This is a genomic window from Pseudomonas sp. NPDC078416, assembly GCF_050268485.1.
In the GTDB taxonomy this organism is placed as follows: domain Bacteria; phylum Pseudomonadota; class Gammaproteobacteria; order Pseudomonadales; family Pseudomonadaceae; genus Aquipseudomonas.
Window position 1 is genome coordinate 1 of record NZ_JBNNGV010000054.1, and the last position, 14,465, is coordinate 14,465.

The window sequence follows — 14,465 nt, forward strand, 5'->3', positions numbered from 1 at the left end:
GTCTGTTCCCGGGCAACTACGACGAGTACATGACCGTGGCGACCCAGTCCCGCGAGCAGTTGCTGTCGGACAACGCCAAGAAGAAAGCCCAGATCTCCGAGCTGCAGTCGTTCGTCAGCCGCTTCTCGGCCAACGCCTCGAAAGCCAAGCAGGCCACGTCCCGCGCCAAGGCGATCGACAAGATCCAGCTGGCCGAGGTCAAGCCTTCGAGCCGCGTGAGCCCGTTCATCCGCTTTGATCAGAACAAGAAGCTGCACCGTCAGGCGGTCATCATCGACCAAATGGCCAAAGGCTTCGACGGCAAGCCGCTGTTCAAGAACTTCAGCTTCCAGGTTGAAGCGGGCGAACGCGTTGCGATCATCGGCCCGAACGGTATCGGTAAGACCACCCTGCTGCGCACGTTGGTCAACGAACTGACCCCGGATGCCGGCACGATCAAGTGGACCGATGCGGCAGAACTGGGTTACTACGCCCAGGACCACGCCCACGACTTCGAAGACGATGTCACCCTGTTCGACTGGATGGGCCAGTGGACGCAAGGTGAGCAAGTCATCCGTGGCACCCTGGGCCGGATGCTGTTCTCCAACGACGAGATCCTCAAATCGGTGAAGGTCATTTCCGGTGGTGAGCAAGGCCGCATGCTGTTCGGCAAGCTGATCCTGCAGAAGCCGAACGTGCTGATCATGGATGAGCCGACCAACCACCTGGACATGGAATCGATCGAGGCGCTGAACCTGGCGCTGGAGAACTACCCGGGCACGCTGATCTTCGTCAGCCACGACCGCGAGTTCGTATCGTCCCTGGCCACTCGCATCATCGAGCTGAGCCCAAGTGGCGTGACCGACTTCAGCGGCACCTACGACGATTACCTGCGCAGCCAGGGCGTCGCCTTCTGATCAAGGCCCTGCGCTGACAGAGTGATGCTGAAAACAAGGAGCCCCGTCCAGTGTGACGGGGTTTTTTTATGACAGTGGGACCGGCTTCAGCCGGGAAAGGGCACGTCCGGGCGCCCTTTGATTCTGGAGAAAACCGTTAGCCAGCTTTCATTTCCTGACACCACGGGCGATGATGCGGCACTCCCACCGCTCCAGCGAAGCGCCCCCATGTCTGCCGCCCTGCCGCCCGATACGCCTGCCAATACGCCTGCAAGAGACGCCAGTTCGATGGCGATCACGCTGCAAATCGTCTCCATCGTCGTCTATACCTTCATCGCCTTCCTGTGCATCGGCCTTCCCATCGCGGTGATGCCCGGCTACGTGCATAACCAGCTGGGCTTCAGCGCGGTGGTCGCGGGGCTGGTGATCGGTGCGCAGTACTTGGCGACGCTGATGAGTCGGCCAGTAGCCGGACGCATCTGCGACACCATCGGCACCAAGCGCGCCATCGTTTACGGGCTGTCCGGCATCGCATTGAGCGGCGTGCTGACCCTGGCGGCGATCCTGCTGGAGCGTTTCGCCGGGGTCAGTCTGACCATCCTGATCATCGCTCGCCTGTTCCTCGGTGCGTCCCAAGGCTTGATCGGCGTGGGGACCATCAGTTGGTGCATCGGCCAGGTCGGATCGGAGCACACGGCCCGTTCGATTTCCTGGAACGGCATTGCGTCATACGGCGCCATTGCCATAGGCGCGCCGCTGGGGGTGGTGATGGTCGGCGCGCTAGGCTTTGCCAGCCTGGGGGTGGTGTTGTTCGTGCTGGCGGCCGGGGCGCTGCTGTTGATTCGCAAGAAACCGGCGATCCCGGTGGTGCGCGGCGAGCGCCTGCCCTTCTTCTCGGTGTTCGGCCGGGTGGCGCCGTTCGGCCTGAGCCTGACCCTGTCCTCCATCGGCTACGGCACGCTGACGACGTTCATTACGCTGTTTTACGTGGCCCGCGGCTGGGAAGGCGCGGCCTGGTGCCTGACGGTGTTCGGCATCTGCTTCATCGTTGCGCGTTTGCTGTTCATCAATGCGATCAACCGCTTCGGCGGCTTTCGCTCGGCGATCGTCTGCATCTCGGTGGAAACCCTGGGTCTGCTGATGCTGTGGCTGGCCCCCGACACCACCTTCGCCCTGATCGGCGCGGGGCTGACCGGTTTTGGTTTGTCGCTGGTGTACCCGGCGCTGGGCGTTGAAGCCATCAAGCAGGTGCCCAACAGCAGTCGCGGTGCCGGGCTTAGCGCTTATGCCGTGTTCTTCGACCTGGCCCTGGCCATTGCCGGACCGCTGATGGGCGCGGTGGCTTTGGGCATGGGTTATGGCTGGATTTTCTTTTCCGCTGCAGTGTTGTCGGTGGCGGCATTGACGCTGGCGGTGGTGCTGTCGCGCAGGGCGCCGGTCGACACGCGGGTGTAGCGCCCGCGCTGAGTCAAAGCCTCCCGGCCAGCGCCAGCCCGTTAAAAGCTGAACTGCCGCCTCGCGGCCCGGTCGGAATAGCACATCCACCGAACAGGAGTGAGGGCGTGACCCCCGATCCCGCTGGCTCGAACGCTACCCCTCCGGACCCGGCCACGTTGCGCGAAGTCCATAAGCTGCGCGTGCTGACCGTGAACACCCACAAGGGCTTCACTGCGCTGAACCGGCGTTTCATCCTGCCGGAGTTGCGTGAAGCCGTGCGCAGCACCGGTGCCGATCTGGTGTTTCTTCAGGAAGTCCTCGGTGGCCACGACCGCCATGCCGCGAAATACGAGGACTGGCCCGACACGCCGCACTACGAATTTCTCGCCGACAGCATGTGGACGGACTTCGCCTATGGTCGCAACGCGGTCTACCCGGACGGCCACCACGGCAACGCGCTGCTGTCCAAGTACCCGATCCTGCACCACCGCAACCTGGACATTTCGATCACCGGGCCGGAGCGCCGCGGCCTGTTGCATTGCGTGCTGCAAGTGCCGGGGCACGCGGAAGTCCATGCGATTTGCGTGCACCTCAGCCTGCTGGAAAGCCACCGTCAGTTGCAGCTGAACCTGCTCTGCGACCTGCTCGACTCCCTGCCCGAAGACGCCCCGGTGGTGATCGCCGGCGATTTCAACGACTGGCAATTGCAAGGCAACAAGCGTCTGCAGCGCTGCGGCTACCTGCATGAAGCCTTCGAGCGCAGCCAGGGGCGGCTAGCGAAGACGTACCCGGCGCGCTTCCCGATGCTGCGCCTGGACCGCATCTACCTGCGCAACGCCACCAGCCACCACCCGAAAATCCTCGGTACGCGGCCGTGGACGCATCTCTCGGATCACCTGCCGTTGGCGGTCGAAGTTCACATGTAACAGCGGGCATTCATCAACACCGCCGTTGGTCTGCAAGCCAAGTGATGGGTTAAACCATTGCGGGAACGCCCCCTCACAACTAAGGCGAGGCACTTGCCTCGCCTTATCAATAACAAGAGGTCTGCGATCATGGCTAACACCGGAAAGTCGAACCCTGGCAATTTTGCGAATGATAAAGAGAAAGCGTCCGAAGCCGGCAAGAAAGGCGGACAAGCTTCAAGCAGCGGCAATGCCGGAAGCGATATGAAGAAAGAGTCGGGTGCAGGCGCGAGCGGCGCCGGCAAGAAAGGCGGCTCAGGCGGCAAGTCGTAACGACGTGCGGGTGAGTGAAGCGAGCGAGGGCCAAGGCTCTCGCTCTTTTGTTTGAGCAGCAGTTAGCCAAGCGGCGTATGCCCCATGGCAAGCGCACGCTGTCAGCGGCACCCTCCCCCTCATTTATCCGGATCGATCAGCGGCACCGTTGCGTCCCGATCGAACTGGGAACCCGGGTCTTCATTGCCCGGATCCATGTCGGCGTCAAAGCCTGTCTCTTCGTCGCCCGGCTGAGGAGCGGGACGCGGCGGGACGGGTGCAGCGTCTGGTGTATGGGATTGCATGGCAGTTACCTCTCGTTTCAATGGGGCCAACAATAGAGTCAGAGGGTTCAACAACGACCGGGTTCAATGGATTGAGCTTAGCTGGCGCTGACAGTCCAGTGCACGGCGTCTTCGGCAAACTGCAGCTGCTCGACACGATGGGCAATGCCGCACGCCAGCGAATCTTCGGCCCGGATGACCTTCTCCTCCGCCGACAGGCAGCGCCCGATGTCCAGCGGGTGCACCGCGCTTACGGTTTCGCTCTGGTAGATATTCACGTAGCGCTGCAGGTCGTTGTCCAGGCTGCGCAGGTATTCGCGCATGCGCGAGTGGTCCACCGAGCTCTGGTTGAAGTACCAGCTCATGGGATGGATCAGAAAACGCGAGTGGGGGCAGACGATCCGTTCCTGAGCCGCCAGGTAGATCACGATGCCCATGGATTCGATGTTCCCGCTATTGAGCGCGCGGATCGGCACTTTCAGGGATTTCAGGAAGTTGTAGAGCGTGAACCCCAGCGCGGTGCTGCCGCCGGCGGTCGACAGATTCAGCAGCAACCCGGTCGCGCCTTTGCCCAGGGCTTCCAGGCAGCGATCGCGGAAATGCTCGGTGCTGGCCTGGTCGACCCCGCAATGGAAATGAATGATGTGCTCGCTCATTGGCGGCCTCGCTGGACATGGAAGGCTTACTCGCAGGCCTCTTCTCGGCTAAAGCCGGTCCCACAGAGATATCGCAGGAGCCCGTCCCACTGAGGTACTGCAGGAGCCGCTCCCACTGAGGTGCCGCAGCTAGCCAGATTTGCATGGGCTGAGGATAGCCGCTCGCTGAGCATGTGAAAGGAAGACGCCGCGCATTCCGAAGAACCCCTGCAGCAATCCACAGTCAGTAAAGAAGCTTCGCCGGTTTCATCGTGCTCGATCAGGGCCATGAACCGCGCGCCATCAGACACGCCCCACCGCACAGGACACCCCCATGAGTCTGCACGACAAAATCATCGGCCGCCTCGGCTTCGGCTCCGCGCCGCTGGGCAACATGTTTCGCACCATCGATGAAGAGGAAGCGGCGGCCACCGTTCGATCTGCCTGGGACCAGGGCATTCGCTATTTCGACACCGCACCGATCTACGGCGCCGGGCTGTCCGAACAGCGTCTCGGCAAGGCACTCGCCGGCGTCCCCCGCGAGAAGTACACCCTGAGCACCAAAGTCGGCCGGCTGATCTCCGACGAGATCGACACCGAGACCCGCAGCGGTCCGTTCGCCGAAGGCCTGAAAAACAAGATCGTCACCGACTACTCCGCCGATGCCACGCTGCGCTCGATTGAAGCAAGTATGAAGCGGCTGAACACTGATCGGCTGGACATCGTGTTTGTCCACGACGTCGCGCAGGACGCCCATGGCGATGCCTGGATCGAGCATTTCAACATCGCCCGCACCGGGGCATTCCGCGCCCTCACCCGTTTGCGCGAAGAAGGCGTGATCAAGGCCTGGGGCCTGGGCGTCAACCGCGTCGAGCCGTGCGAACTGACCCTGGACCTGGAGGAAGCGCAGCCCGACGGTTTCCTGCTCGCCGGTCGTTATTCGCTGCTCGACCATGACCAGCCGCTGCAACGGCTGTTCGACAAGGCTCGCCAGCACAATGCCGAGTTCGTCGTCGGCGGCCCTTACAGCTCCGGCGTGTTGGTGGGCGGCAAGCATTTCGAATACCAGGAAGCGTCCCAGGCGATGCTCGACAAGGTGGCGCACATTCAGGAGATCGCCCGGCAGTATCAGGTCGATATCAAGTCGGCGGCGCTGCAGTTCGTCCTCGCCAACCCGCTGGTGGCAGCCGTGATTCCAGGTGCCAGCCGGCCCTCGCGAATCATCGAAGACGTCACCGCGCTCAACGCCCAGATGCCGGATGGTTTCTGGCAGGCCATGCGCGATCAGGGCTTCATTGCCCTGCAGGCGCCCGTGCCAATGAAAGACTGATATCGTGGGCAACGACGCCGGGCCAGACGCCCGGCCTTGTTTTCTGCGCGAGATCTGTCCATGCGAATTCTGATCGTCAACGTCAACACCACCGAATCCATGACCGAGACCATCGCCGAGCAGGCCCGCAGTGTGGCCTCCCCCGGCACCGAAATCATCGGCCTGACCCCGCGCTTCGGCGCCGAGTCGGTGGAAGGCAATTTTGAAAGTTATCTGGCCGCCATCGCGGTAATGGATCGGGTCATGTCCTACGAAGGGCCTTATGACGCGGTGATTCAAGCCGGCTACGGCGAGCATGGCCGCGAAGGTTTGCAGGAACTGCTCGAGGTGCCGGTGGTGGACATCACCGAAGCGGCCGCCAGCCTGGCGATGCTGCTGGGGCATAAATACGCCGTGGTCACGACGCTGGACCGCACCGTGCCGCTGATCGAAGACCGCCTGAAGCTGGCCGGGGTGTACGAGCGCTGCGCGTCGGTGCGGGCCAGTGGCATGAGCGTGCTGGAGCTGGAGGAATTCCCGGAGCGAGCGGTCGAGGCGATCGTTGAGCAAGCCATCGAAGCGGTGAACCGGGACAAGGCCGAGGTGATCTGCCTGGGCTGTGGCGGCATGGCCGGGCTGGATCAACTCATCCGTGAACGCGCTGGCGTGCCCGTGGTGGATGGCGTGACCGCAGCGGTGGCACTGGCGGAATCGCTGGTGCGCCTGGGGTTGAAAACCTCGAAAGTGCGGACCTATGCCACGCCACGGCCGAAGAAGATTGTCGGCTGGCCGTTCAAGTTGTAGGTGTGAGCTTCAAGGGCACTACGCGAATGAATGGCTGAAGCCGCCCTGTAGGAGCCGGCTTGCTGGCGAACGCGGTGGGTCAGTTACGTTTCTGTCGCCTGACACCATGCATTCGCCAGCAAGCCGGCTTCTACGGATCGTGTACCGTGCCGGATCCGCTCGGGTACTCGAATCGATGATGTACCCGATGCCGCACGCGCAACATCCCTTCCCGCCGCTGCATTCGCCTCCACCCGCCGAATCGTTTAGTATCCCCGCCGCCGGTTTCCACTCGGAATTAATAGGGAATCCACAGGCGCGTGCCTTCGCGCTGAAACGGAACTGTCCCCGCAACTGTAGGCGCCGAGCCCTGCTTCCTGTTTGCCACTGGGTTAACCCCGGGAAGGCCGAAGCACGGCGATGACGCGCCAGTCAGGAGACCTGCCGGCCAGCATATTCATTCACCGGCGGGGTGTCCGGGGAAGGACTCCCGTTCGTGCGTCGTTCGCGCACGCTGTGCGCGCCTTTATCTTTGGGGCGCCTGTCGGGATGGACTTTCCAGCGCCTGCTTCGCCATGCATTCAGGCTTTCTGGAGATCGCTGTTCATGCCGCTGCGCCGCCTCGCTGCCCTGCTCGTCACCCTGACCTTGCCCACCGCCGCGCTCGCGGCGTCGACGGTTTACCCCTTGACCGTGGACAACTGCGGCGAAGCGCTGAGCTTCACCCACGCGCCTCAGAAAACCGTGACCATCGGCCAGGCCGCCACCGAGATGCTGTATGCGCTGGGCCTGGGGCCTAATGTGGTGGGCACGTCGCTGTGGTTCAACCCGGTTCTGCCCCAGTACCAAACCCTCAACGACGGCATCGAGCGCCTCGCCGACAATGCGCCAAGCTTCGAATCGGTGATCGGCAAACGCCCGGATTTCGTCCCGGTGCAGTTTGAGTGGATGGTCGGGCCACAGGGCGCGGTCGGCACCCGCGAGCAGTTCCGCGATCTGGGCATCCCTACCTACATTCTCCCGTCCGACTGCGAGGGCAAGAACAACCGGGTCGGCGCCGACGGCACGCGCCTCGAAGCCTTCCGCATCGACACCCTGTACAAAAGCTTGCGTCAGCTGGCGCAGATCTTCGACGTACAGGACCGTGGCGAGCAGTTGATCACGGATTACCAGAGCCGGCTTGCCCAGGCCGTGGCGCAGGCAAAAGCCCACGACAATCCGCCTGTCTCGGCGGTGTTCTGGTTTTCCAGCCCGGACATCAACGTCGACCCCTACGTCGCCGGACGCAAGGGCATTCCCAACTTCATGCTCGACACCCTCGGCATGCGTAACGTCATCGACTCCGATGAGGAGTGGCCGACCGTGGGCTGGGAAACCATCGCCAAGGCCAACCCGACCGTGCTGGTCATCGCGCGGATGGACCGTCGGCGCTTCCCGGCTGACGATCACGAGAAGAAGCTGGCCTTCCTCCGCTCTGACCCGGTCACCCGCAACATGGACGCCGTGAAGAACAATCGCATCGTGATCATGGACGCCAGCGCCATGGAATCCAGCGTGCGGCTGTTTGACGGCATCGAACAACTGGCCCAGGCCACCCACGCGCAATGACGTCAGTCAGCATGCCCCGGTCGAGCGTCGTCCGAATCTTCGGGCATGGCGCCTGGGCGATCGCGTTGCTCGCGTTGGCGGTGCTCGCGGGGGTAGCCATCGGCGAGACGTCGATCAGTCTGCCGGTGATCGTTCAGGTGCTGGCCAACAAGCTGTGGGCCGCAGGCTTTCCCCTCGACCCGATCGACGAGGGCATCGTCTGGAATTACCGCCTGACCCGGGCCATCGTGGCCGCCACCTGCGGCGCAGGGCTGGCGGTGTCGGGCGTGGTCCTGCAATCGCTGCTGCGCAACCCGCTGGCCGATCCGTACTTGCTGGGTATTTCCGCGGGCGCTTCGACCGGCGCGGTGTTGGTGGCGATCATCGGTATCGGCGCCGGGACGATCTCCCTGTCGACCGGCGCGTTTGCCGGGGCGATCGCCGCCTTCGCGCTGGTCGCCCTGCTCGCCCGCTCCTCGCGGGGCCAGACCGCTGCCGGCCAGATCATCCTGGCGGGCATCGCCGGGTCTCAGCTGTTTAACGCCCTGACCTCCTTCCTGATTACCAAGTCGGCCAATGCCGAGCAGGCCCGCGGGATCATGTTCTGGTTGCTGGGCAATCTCAGCGGCGTGCGCTGGTCGTCGGTGGCGCTGTCGGTGCCGGTCGTGGTGCTCGGTTTGCTGGTGTGCCTGTGGCATCGGCGCGCGCTGGATGCGTTCACCTTTGGCAGCGATTCGGCGGCTTCGCTGGGCATTCCGGTGCGCCGGGTGCAGGCTGTGCTGATCCTCACCGCCGCGCTGATGACCGCGGTGATGGTGTCGATTGTCGGTTCCATCGGCTTCGTCGGTCTGGTGATTCCCCATGCGGTACGTTTGATGGCCGGCGTGCGCCATGCACGGTTGTTGCCCTTGAGCGCCTTGATCGGCGCGCTGTTCATGATCGCTGCCGATGTGCTGTCGAGGACGTTGATCAAGGGCCAGGTGTTGCCGATCGGGGTGATCACGGCGCTGGTGGGCGCACCGGTCTTTGCGATGATTCTGGTCCGTGGGAATCGTCCTCGATGAACGCCCGTCAGGAGGTGCTTGGCACCATGCTCGAAGGCAGTGACCTGAGTTATTCGGTCAAGGGCGCGCCACTGCTCAGTGGGGTGAGTCTGGCGATTCGGCCGGGGGAAAATCTGGGAATCGTTGGGCCCAATGGCTCGGGGAAGTCGACGCTGTTGAAGCTGCTGGCGGGGATTCAGGCGCCTTCGCGGGGCGAGGTTCGCCTGGGCGGGAAGCGCTTGGCGACGCTGAGCCGGCGGGACATTGCGCGGCAGGTGGCGGTGGTGGAGCAGCATGCACAGACCGGTGATTCGATCAGTCTGTTGCAGGCGGTTGAGCTGGGCCGTACGCCGTGGCTGTCGGCGCTGGCGCCGTGGGGCGAGGACGATGACCGGATTGTGGCGCAGGCGCTGGCGGATGTGAGTTTGCAGCACCTGGCGCATCGGGCGTGGCATACGTTGTCGGGTGGGGAGCAGCAGCGCGGGCATATTGCGCGGGCGTTGGCGCAGCGGCCGCAGGTGTTGTTGCTGGATGAGCCGACGAATCATCTGGATGTTCAGCAGCAGTTGTCGATTTTGCAGTTGGTGCAGGATTTGCCGGTGACGACGGTGGTGGCGTTGCATGATTTGAATCAGGCACTGGGGTGTGATCGTCTGGCGGTGATGGACGGTGGGCGGCTGGTGGCGTTGGGTTCGCCCTTTGATGTGTTGACGCCGGCACTATTGGGTGAGGTTTTTGGGGTGCGGGGGCATTGGTTGGTTGATCCGTTTGACGGGGCCCGGGTTTTGCGGTTGCGGGCGGGTTCCCCTTAAAGATCAAGATCAAGATCAAGATTCTTAAGATCAAGGGCGTCTGCCTGGGGGCAGACTGTTTCGCCTTCGGCGAGTTACTTGGAAAAGTCGAAAGTCGCACCATCCCCAAGTAACCAAGGGTGCCTGTTCCTGGCTAGGTTCCTCCTGCGTCGGAATACCCTCACTCCGACGACGCTCCGTGGGCCCGCGCCGAACGGACATCCATGTCCTGACGGCGCTCTCGCCGCATCCATGCGGCTCGGCCCACTGCGCGTCGTCTGCGTTCAGCCTGCACCCAAGTCGCGTTTGGTGGTGTCTGGGCTTTTTGTGTACGAAGATCAAAAGCGCGTTAGAGCAGATCAACAGTTTCCCGGCTGAAGCCGGTCCCACTGACTGCACGCAATTGTCTGTAGGAGCCGGCTTGCTGGCGAACGCGGTGGGTCATTAATGATCGTACCCACGCTCAGCGTGGGCATGCATCCCGTGACGCTCCGCGTCATCCCGCGTTTTGGCCTCCGGCCCGCTGATAGCTCCCACCCCACCTCAATACCGCGGCTTCACCGCCTTCCACTCCGGTTTGTATTTCTGCATCTGCCGCACGTCGTCACGCTGGCGAATGCCGCACGTCAGAAACTGGTCGTTGAGTTTGCCCAGTTGGTCGTAGTCCAGTTCAAGGCCCAGACCGGGTTCGCGGGTGAGGTGGACGCAGCCGTCGATGATGGGGAGTTTGCCGCCTTTGATGACTTCTTCGTCCGGTTCTTGCCATGGGTAGTGGGTGTCGCAGGCGAAGTCGAGGTTGGGGACGGCGGCGGCGACGTGGGTCATGGCCATGAGGCTGATCCCCAGGTGGGAGTTGGAGTGCATGGACACGCCGAGGCCGAAGGTGTCGCACATTTTTGCCAGCGCCTGGGTGTCGCGCAGGCCACCCCAGTAATGGTGGTCGGCGAGGACGATCTGCACGCTGTTGAGCGCGACGCTGCGGCGGAATTCGTCGAAGTCGGTGACGACCATGTTGGTCGCCAGCGGCAGGCCAGTACGTTTATGCAGTTCGGCCATGCCTTCCAGCCCAGGCGTTGGGTCTTCGTAGTATTGCAGGTCGTCGCCGAGCAGTTCGGCCATGCGGATCGAGGTTTCCAGGGACCAGTTGCCGTTGGGGTCGATGCGCAGCGGGTAGCCCGGAAAGGCCTTTTTCAGCGCCTTGATGCACGACACTTCGTGTTCCGGGTCCAGGGCGCCGGCTTTGAGTTTGATGCTCTTGAAGCCATACGCGTCGATCATCCGCCGTGCCTGGGCGACGATCTGTTCTTCGCTCAGCGCTTCACCCCAACTGTCTGGCGCGTAGGGCGACTCGGCATGTTGCGCGTATTTGAAGAACAGGTACGCACTGAACGGAACGCGGTCGCGAACGGCGCCGCCGAGCAGGTCAACCAGCGGCAGGTTCATGGAGCGTGCCTGCACGTCCAGAAAGGCGACTTCGAACGCCGAATAGGCATTGCTCACCGCTTTGCTGGCGTGGGAACCCGGCGCCAGCTCGGCACCCGCCACCGAAGTGGGTTTGTTCGCCGCCACTGTAGCTTTGACCACCGCCCGCAGGTGGTTGAGGTTGAACGGGTCCATGCCGATCAACTGACTTTGCAACTGCTGCTGGATCGCCAAAGCCGGGGCATCGCCGTAGCTTTCGCCCAGGCCGAGGTAGCCGTTGTCGGTTTCGACTTCGATGATCGAGCGCAGGGCGAAGGGCTCGTGGATACCGCTGGCGTTGAGCAACGGCGGATCGCGGAAGGCAATCGGGGTGACGGTGACGCGTGTGATTTTCAAATGACTTCTCCCGGTCAATCAGGGGTTAAGGCGAAGAGTTTGGGGCTAGGGTTTAACGCTTGACGCCGAGCGGAGCGACGCGGCTGCTTGCAGTGCTGCAGCGTCTTCAAGCTTTGGGCGGTGTGGGTTGCCCTTCGGCGCGGTGCGGGCGAAGAAGATCACCACGGCTGCCACCAGCGAGGTCAGTGCCAGGCCGTACATGCCGCCTTGAATGGAGCCGGTTTTTTGCTCCAGAAAGCCAAACGCGGTGGGCGCCACGAAGCCGCCGAGGTTGCCGATGGAATTGATCAGCGCGATCACCGCCGCTGCGATACGCGCGTCCAGGTAGCCTTGGGGAATCGGCCAGAACAGTGCGGACGCCGCCTTGAAACCGATGGCCGCAAAGCAGATGGCGACGAAGGCGAAGATCGGCCCGCCGACGGTGGACATGAACATCCCGCAGGCAGCAATCACCAGGGTGACCGCGACCCACGCCTGTTGATGTTTGAAACGTGCGGCCAGCGCCGCGAAGCCGTACATGGCGATGATCGAGATGATCCACGGGATCGAGTTGAACAGGCCGACTTCGAAATCGGTGAGGCTGCCCATCTTCTTGATCATGCTCGGCAGCCAGAACGTCGCGCCGTAGATGGTCAGGGCCACGGAAAAGTAGATGAAGCAAAACAGCATGATCTGCCGGTCGGCGAGCAGCTTGAAGATCGACGGCTTGACCACTTGAACCGCTTCCCGGGCGCGCTGTTCCGCGTCGATGGCGCTGATCAGTGCGCCCTTCTCCTCTTCAGTCAGCCATTTCGCCTCGCGAGGGTGGGACTGCAGCCAGAACCAGACGAAGCCGCACAAGGCGATGGAGGCGAAGCCTTCGATGATGAACATCCACTGCCAGCCGTGCAGGTTCATGCCGCTGACGCCGAGCAAGGCGCCGGACACCGGCCCGGAGATCACCGACGCAATGGCCGAGCCGCTGAGAAAGATGGCCATGGCCTTGCCGCGTTCGCTGGAAGGCAGCCACTGGGTGAAGTAATAAATGATGCCCGGGAAGAACCCCGCTTCTGCCGCGCCGAGGATGAAGCGCAGCACATAGAAGCTGGTTTCGCCGCGCACGAAGGCCATCGCCATCGCCGCTGCGCCCCAGGTGAACATGATGCGCGTCAGCCAGGCGCGGGCGCCGAACCGTTGCAGGAGCATGTTCGACGGGACTTCGAACAGCGCGTAGCCGACGAAGAACAAACCGGCGCCGAGCCCGTAAGCTGCAGCGCCAATGCCCAGATCGGTTTCCATGTGGCTGCGGACGAAGCCGATGTTGACGCGGTCGATGTAGTTGACGATGAACATGATCACGAACAACGGCAACACATGGCGCTTCACTTTTGCGGCCGCGCGGGCCAGTACGGTGGGATCTGCGCTGTGAAGGGGTTCACTGATGGGAACGGTGCGGTTCAAGGTGCGACTCCCGGTCTTTGTATTTTTTTTGGGATGAGCGTGGGAAATGCAGGTAGTGAACCGATCATGGACCGGCACATTGTTCCCGTCTAATCTAGATTGACTGTTGATTGATACCCGGAATAGATCAATGTTCGAGCTTGCCCAACTGCGCTGCTTCACCACCGTCGCCACCGAACTCAACTTCCGCCGGGCTGCCGAACGTCTGAACATGACCCAGCCGCCCCTCAGTCGGCAGATCCAGCTGCTGGAGCATTCGCTGGGCGTTCAGCTGTTCAACCGCAACACCCGCAGCGTCGCGTTGACCGCAGCGGGTCGGGCGTTTTTCATCGAAGCGCAGACGCTGCTGGAGCGCGCGCATCAGGCCGCTATCGCGGCGCGACGCTTTGCCGAAGGCGACATCGGCTCGGTGACCATCAGCTTCGTCGGCAGCGCGGTGTACGAGTTTCTGCCACGGGTCATCGCCGAGGCCCGGCAGAACCAGCCCCACGTGAAAATCTCCCTGACTGAGCTCAATACCTATCAGCAACACGAAGCCCTGCGCGCCCGGCGCATCGACCTGGGCATCGTGCGCGCGCCGCTGCTGCAGCCCGGTTATGAAACCGAATGCTTGGTCCGCGAACCCTTCGTGCTCGCCGTGCCCAGCAGTCATCCGCTGGCGAACGCCCGGCACATCAGCGTGCAGGACCTCGACGCTCAGCCCTTCCTGATGTACTCGCACTCGGCCTATCCGCCGTTCAACGAATTGCTAACCGGCATGTTTCGCTCGGCGCAAGTGGCGCCCGAGTACGTGCAGTGGCTGGGTTCGTCGCTGACCATTCTGGCTCTGGTGAACGCCGGCATGGGCCTGGCACTGGTGCCGCGCTGCGCCACCAATGTGGTGTTCAAGGGCGTGACGTTTCGCGACATCGATCTGGGTGAAGGGGTGCAGAGCGAGCTTCACCTTGTCTGGCGGTCTGACAACGACAACCCGGCGTGTCAGATGCTGCTGGAGGCGATTCGCGCCGCGGTGAAAGCCGAAGGGCGCACCGCGCAATAAGACCGGCTGGAGCGCCGACTTGTGGGACCGGCTTTAGCCGGGAATGCGTCAGGTGCCTGACCGCAAAAGTGATGGTGTGCACACTGGCCTCTTCCCGGCTAAAGCCGGTCCCACTAAAGCATCCGCGTGCATTCAATGGGACTGGCCGGAACGCCGACTTGTGTGGTCCTTTTTCTCCCTGATCTTTTTTGTGTTTTCCCCCCCCCC

Annotated in this window: 14 protein-coding genes and 1 riboswitch; of the genes, 10 read left to right on the forward strand and 4 right to left on the reverse strand. The window is 62.7% G+C overall.

The features are described from left to right. The 4 genes from ACQKEN_RS24830 to ACQKEN_RS24845 all read left to right on the forward strand — a co-directional run. Positions 1-896, forward strand: an 896-nt coding sequence (locus ACQKEN_RS24830) for an ATP-binding cassette domain-containing protein (protein WP_427689434.1), incomplete at its 5' end; no start/stop codon positions are given. 207 nt (positions 897-1,103) lie between these two features. Continuing rightward, positions 1,104-2,330: an MFS transporter gene (locus ACQKEN_RS24835; RefSeq protein WP_427689435.1), complete on the forward strand. Its 1,227-nt coding sequence runs from the start codon at positions 1,104-1,106 to the stop codon at positions 2,328-2,330. 158 nt (positions 2,331-2,488) lie between these two features. Then, a complete protein-coding gene (locus ACQKEN_RS24840) occupies positions 2,489-3,238 on the forward strand; it encodes an endonuclease/exonuclease/phosphatase family protein (protein ID WP_420793101.1) in 750 nt (249 codons plus the stop codon). A gap of 129 nt (positions 3,239-3,367) precedes the next feature. Next, entirely contained in the window at positions 3,368-3,550 is a 183-nt protein-coding gene (locus ACQKEN_RS24845) for a general stress protein (protein WP_427689436.1), read from the forward strand. 119 nt (positions 3,551-3,669) lie between these two features. On the opposite strand, the gene ACQKEN_RS24850 is transcribed toward ACQKEN_RS24845, so the two are convergent. Beyond that, a complete protein-coding gene (locus ACQKEN_RS24850; protein ID WP_192173996.1) occupies positions 3,670-3,834 on the reverse strand; it encodes a hypothetical protein in 165 nt (54 codons plus the stop codon). 77 nt (positions 3,835-3,911) lie between these two features. Further along, positions 3,912-4,469: an ATP-dependent Clp protease proteolytic subunit gene (locus ACQKEN_RS24855; RefSeq protein ID WP_237254443.1), complete on the reverse strand. Its 558-nt coding sequence runs from the start codon at positions 4,467-4,469 to the stop codon at positions 3,912-3,914. Between the two features lie 313 nt (positions 4,470-4,782). Here ACQKEN_RS24855 and ACQKEN_RS24860 point away from each other — a divergent pair, with 313 nt between their 5' ends. From ACQKEN_RS24860 to ACQKEN_RS24880, 5 genes are all read left to right on the forward strand, one after another. Next, positions 4,783-5,778, forward strand: coding sequence for an aldo/keto reductase (locus tag ACQKEN_RS24860; protein ID WP_427689437.1), 996 nt, complete (start codon positions 4,783-4,785; stop codon positions 5,776-5,778). A gap of 60 nt (positions 5,779-5,838) precedes the next feature. Then, positions 5,839-6,561, forward strand: coding sequence for an aspartate/glutamate racemase family protein (locus ACQKEN_RS24865; RefSeq protein ID WP_427689438.1), 723 nt, complete (start codon positions 5,839-5,841; stop codon positions 6,559-6,561). Positions 6,562-6,805: 244 nt separating this feature from the next. Beyond that, a riboswitch (cobalamin riboswitch) is annotated at positions 6,806-7,003 on the forward strand. 143 nt (positions 7,004-7,146) lie between these two features. Beyond that, on the forward strand, positions 7,147-8,148 hold the full coding sequence (locus ACQKEN_RS24870) for an ABC transporter substrate-binding protein (protein ID WP_427689439.1): 1,002 nt from the start codon (positions 7,147-7,149) through the stop codon (positions 8,146-8,148). A gap of 11 nt (positions 8,149-8,159) precedes the next feature. Beyond that, positions 8,160-9,191, forward strand: coding sequence for a FecCD family ABC transporter permease (locus ACQKEN_RS24875; RefSeq protein WP_074883037.1), 1,032 nt, complete (start codon positions 8,160-8,162; stop codon positions 9,189-9,191). After that, complete coding sequence (locus ACQKEN_RS24880; RefSeq protein ID WP_427689440.1) at positions 9,188-9,982, forward strand: ABC transporter ATP-binding protein; 795 nt, start codon at positions 9,188-9,190, stop codon at positions 9,980-9,982. The genes ACQKEN_RS24875 and ACQKEN_RS24880 overlap by 4 nt, the downstream gene beginning before the upstream one ends. Before the next feature lie 522 nt (positions 9,983-10,504). On the opposite strand, the gene ACQKEN_RS24885 is transcribed toward ACQKEN_RS24880, so the two are convergent. After that, positions 10,505-11,779, reverse strand: coding sequence for a glucarate dehydratase family protein (locus tag ACQKEN_RS24885; RefSeq protein ID WP_427689441.1), 1,275 nt, complete (start codon positions 11,777-11,779; stop codon positions 10,505-10,507). A gap of 45 nt (positions 11,780-11,824) precedes the next feature. Further along, entirely contained in the window at positions 11,825-13,111 is a 1,287-nt protein-coding gene (locus ACQKEN_RS24890; RefSeq protein WP_427689442.1) for an MFS transporter, read from the reverse strand. A 238-nt stretch (positions 13,112-13,349) separates the two neighbouring features. Between ACQKEN_RS24890 and ACQKEN_RS24895 the strand changes: the two genes are divergently transcribed. Next, positions 13,350-14,258, forward strand: a complete 909-nt coding sequence (locus tag ACQKEN_RS24895) for a LysR substrate-binding domain-containing protein (RefSeq protein WP_108119385.1) — start codon at positions 13,350-13,352, stop codon at positions 14,256-14,258. Positions 14,259-14,465 lie beyond the last annotated feature (207 nt).

Coding starts and splice junctions, on each gene's coding strand:
- ACQKEN_RS24880 (WP_427689440.1), top strand. CDS start 9,188: ATGAACGCCCGTCAGGAGGTGCTTGGCACCATGCTCGAAGGCAGTGAC.
- ACQKEN_RS24850 (WP_192173996.1), bottom strand. CDS start 3,834: ATGCAATCCCATACACCAGACGCTGCACCCGTCCCGCCGCGTCCCGCT.
- ACQKEN_RS24845 (WP_427689436.1), top strand. CDS start 3,368: ATGGCTAACACCGGAAAGTCGAACCCTGGCAATTTTGCGAATGATAAA.
- ACQKEN_RS24860 (WP_427689437.1), top strand. CDS start 4,783: ATGAGTCTGCACGACAAAATCATCGGCCGCCTCGGCTTCGGCTCCGCG.
- ACQKEN_RS24865 (WP_427689438.1), top strand. CDS start 5,839: ATGCGAATTCTGATCGTCAACGTCAACACCACCGAATCCATGACCGAG.
- ACQKEN_RS24855 (WP_237254443.1), bottom strand. CDS start 4,469: ATGAGCGAGCACATCATTCATTTCCATTGCGGGGTCGACCAGGCCAGC.
- ACQKEN_RS24890 (WP_427689442.1), bottom strand. CDS start 13,111: ATGTTCATCGTCAACTACATCGACCGCGTCAACATCGGCTTCGTCCGC.
- ACQKEN_RS24895 (WP_108119385.1), top strand. CDS start 13,350: ATGTTCGAGCTTGCCCAACTGCGCTGCTTCACCACCGTCGCCACCGAA.
- ACQKEN_RS24835 (WP_427689435.1), top strand. CDS start 1,104: ATGTCTGCCGCCCTGCCGCCCGATACGCCTGCCAATACGCCTGCAAGA.
- ACQKEN_RS24870 (WP_427689439.1), top strand. CDS start 7,147: ATGCCGCTGCGCCGCCTCGCTGCCCTGCTCGTCACCCTGACCTTGCCC.
- ACQKEN_RS24875 (WP_074883037.1), top strand. CDS start 8,160: ATGCCCCGGTCGAGCGTCGTCCGAATCTTCGGGCATGGCGCCTGGGCG.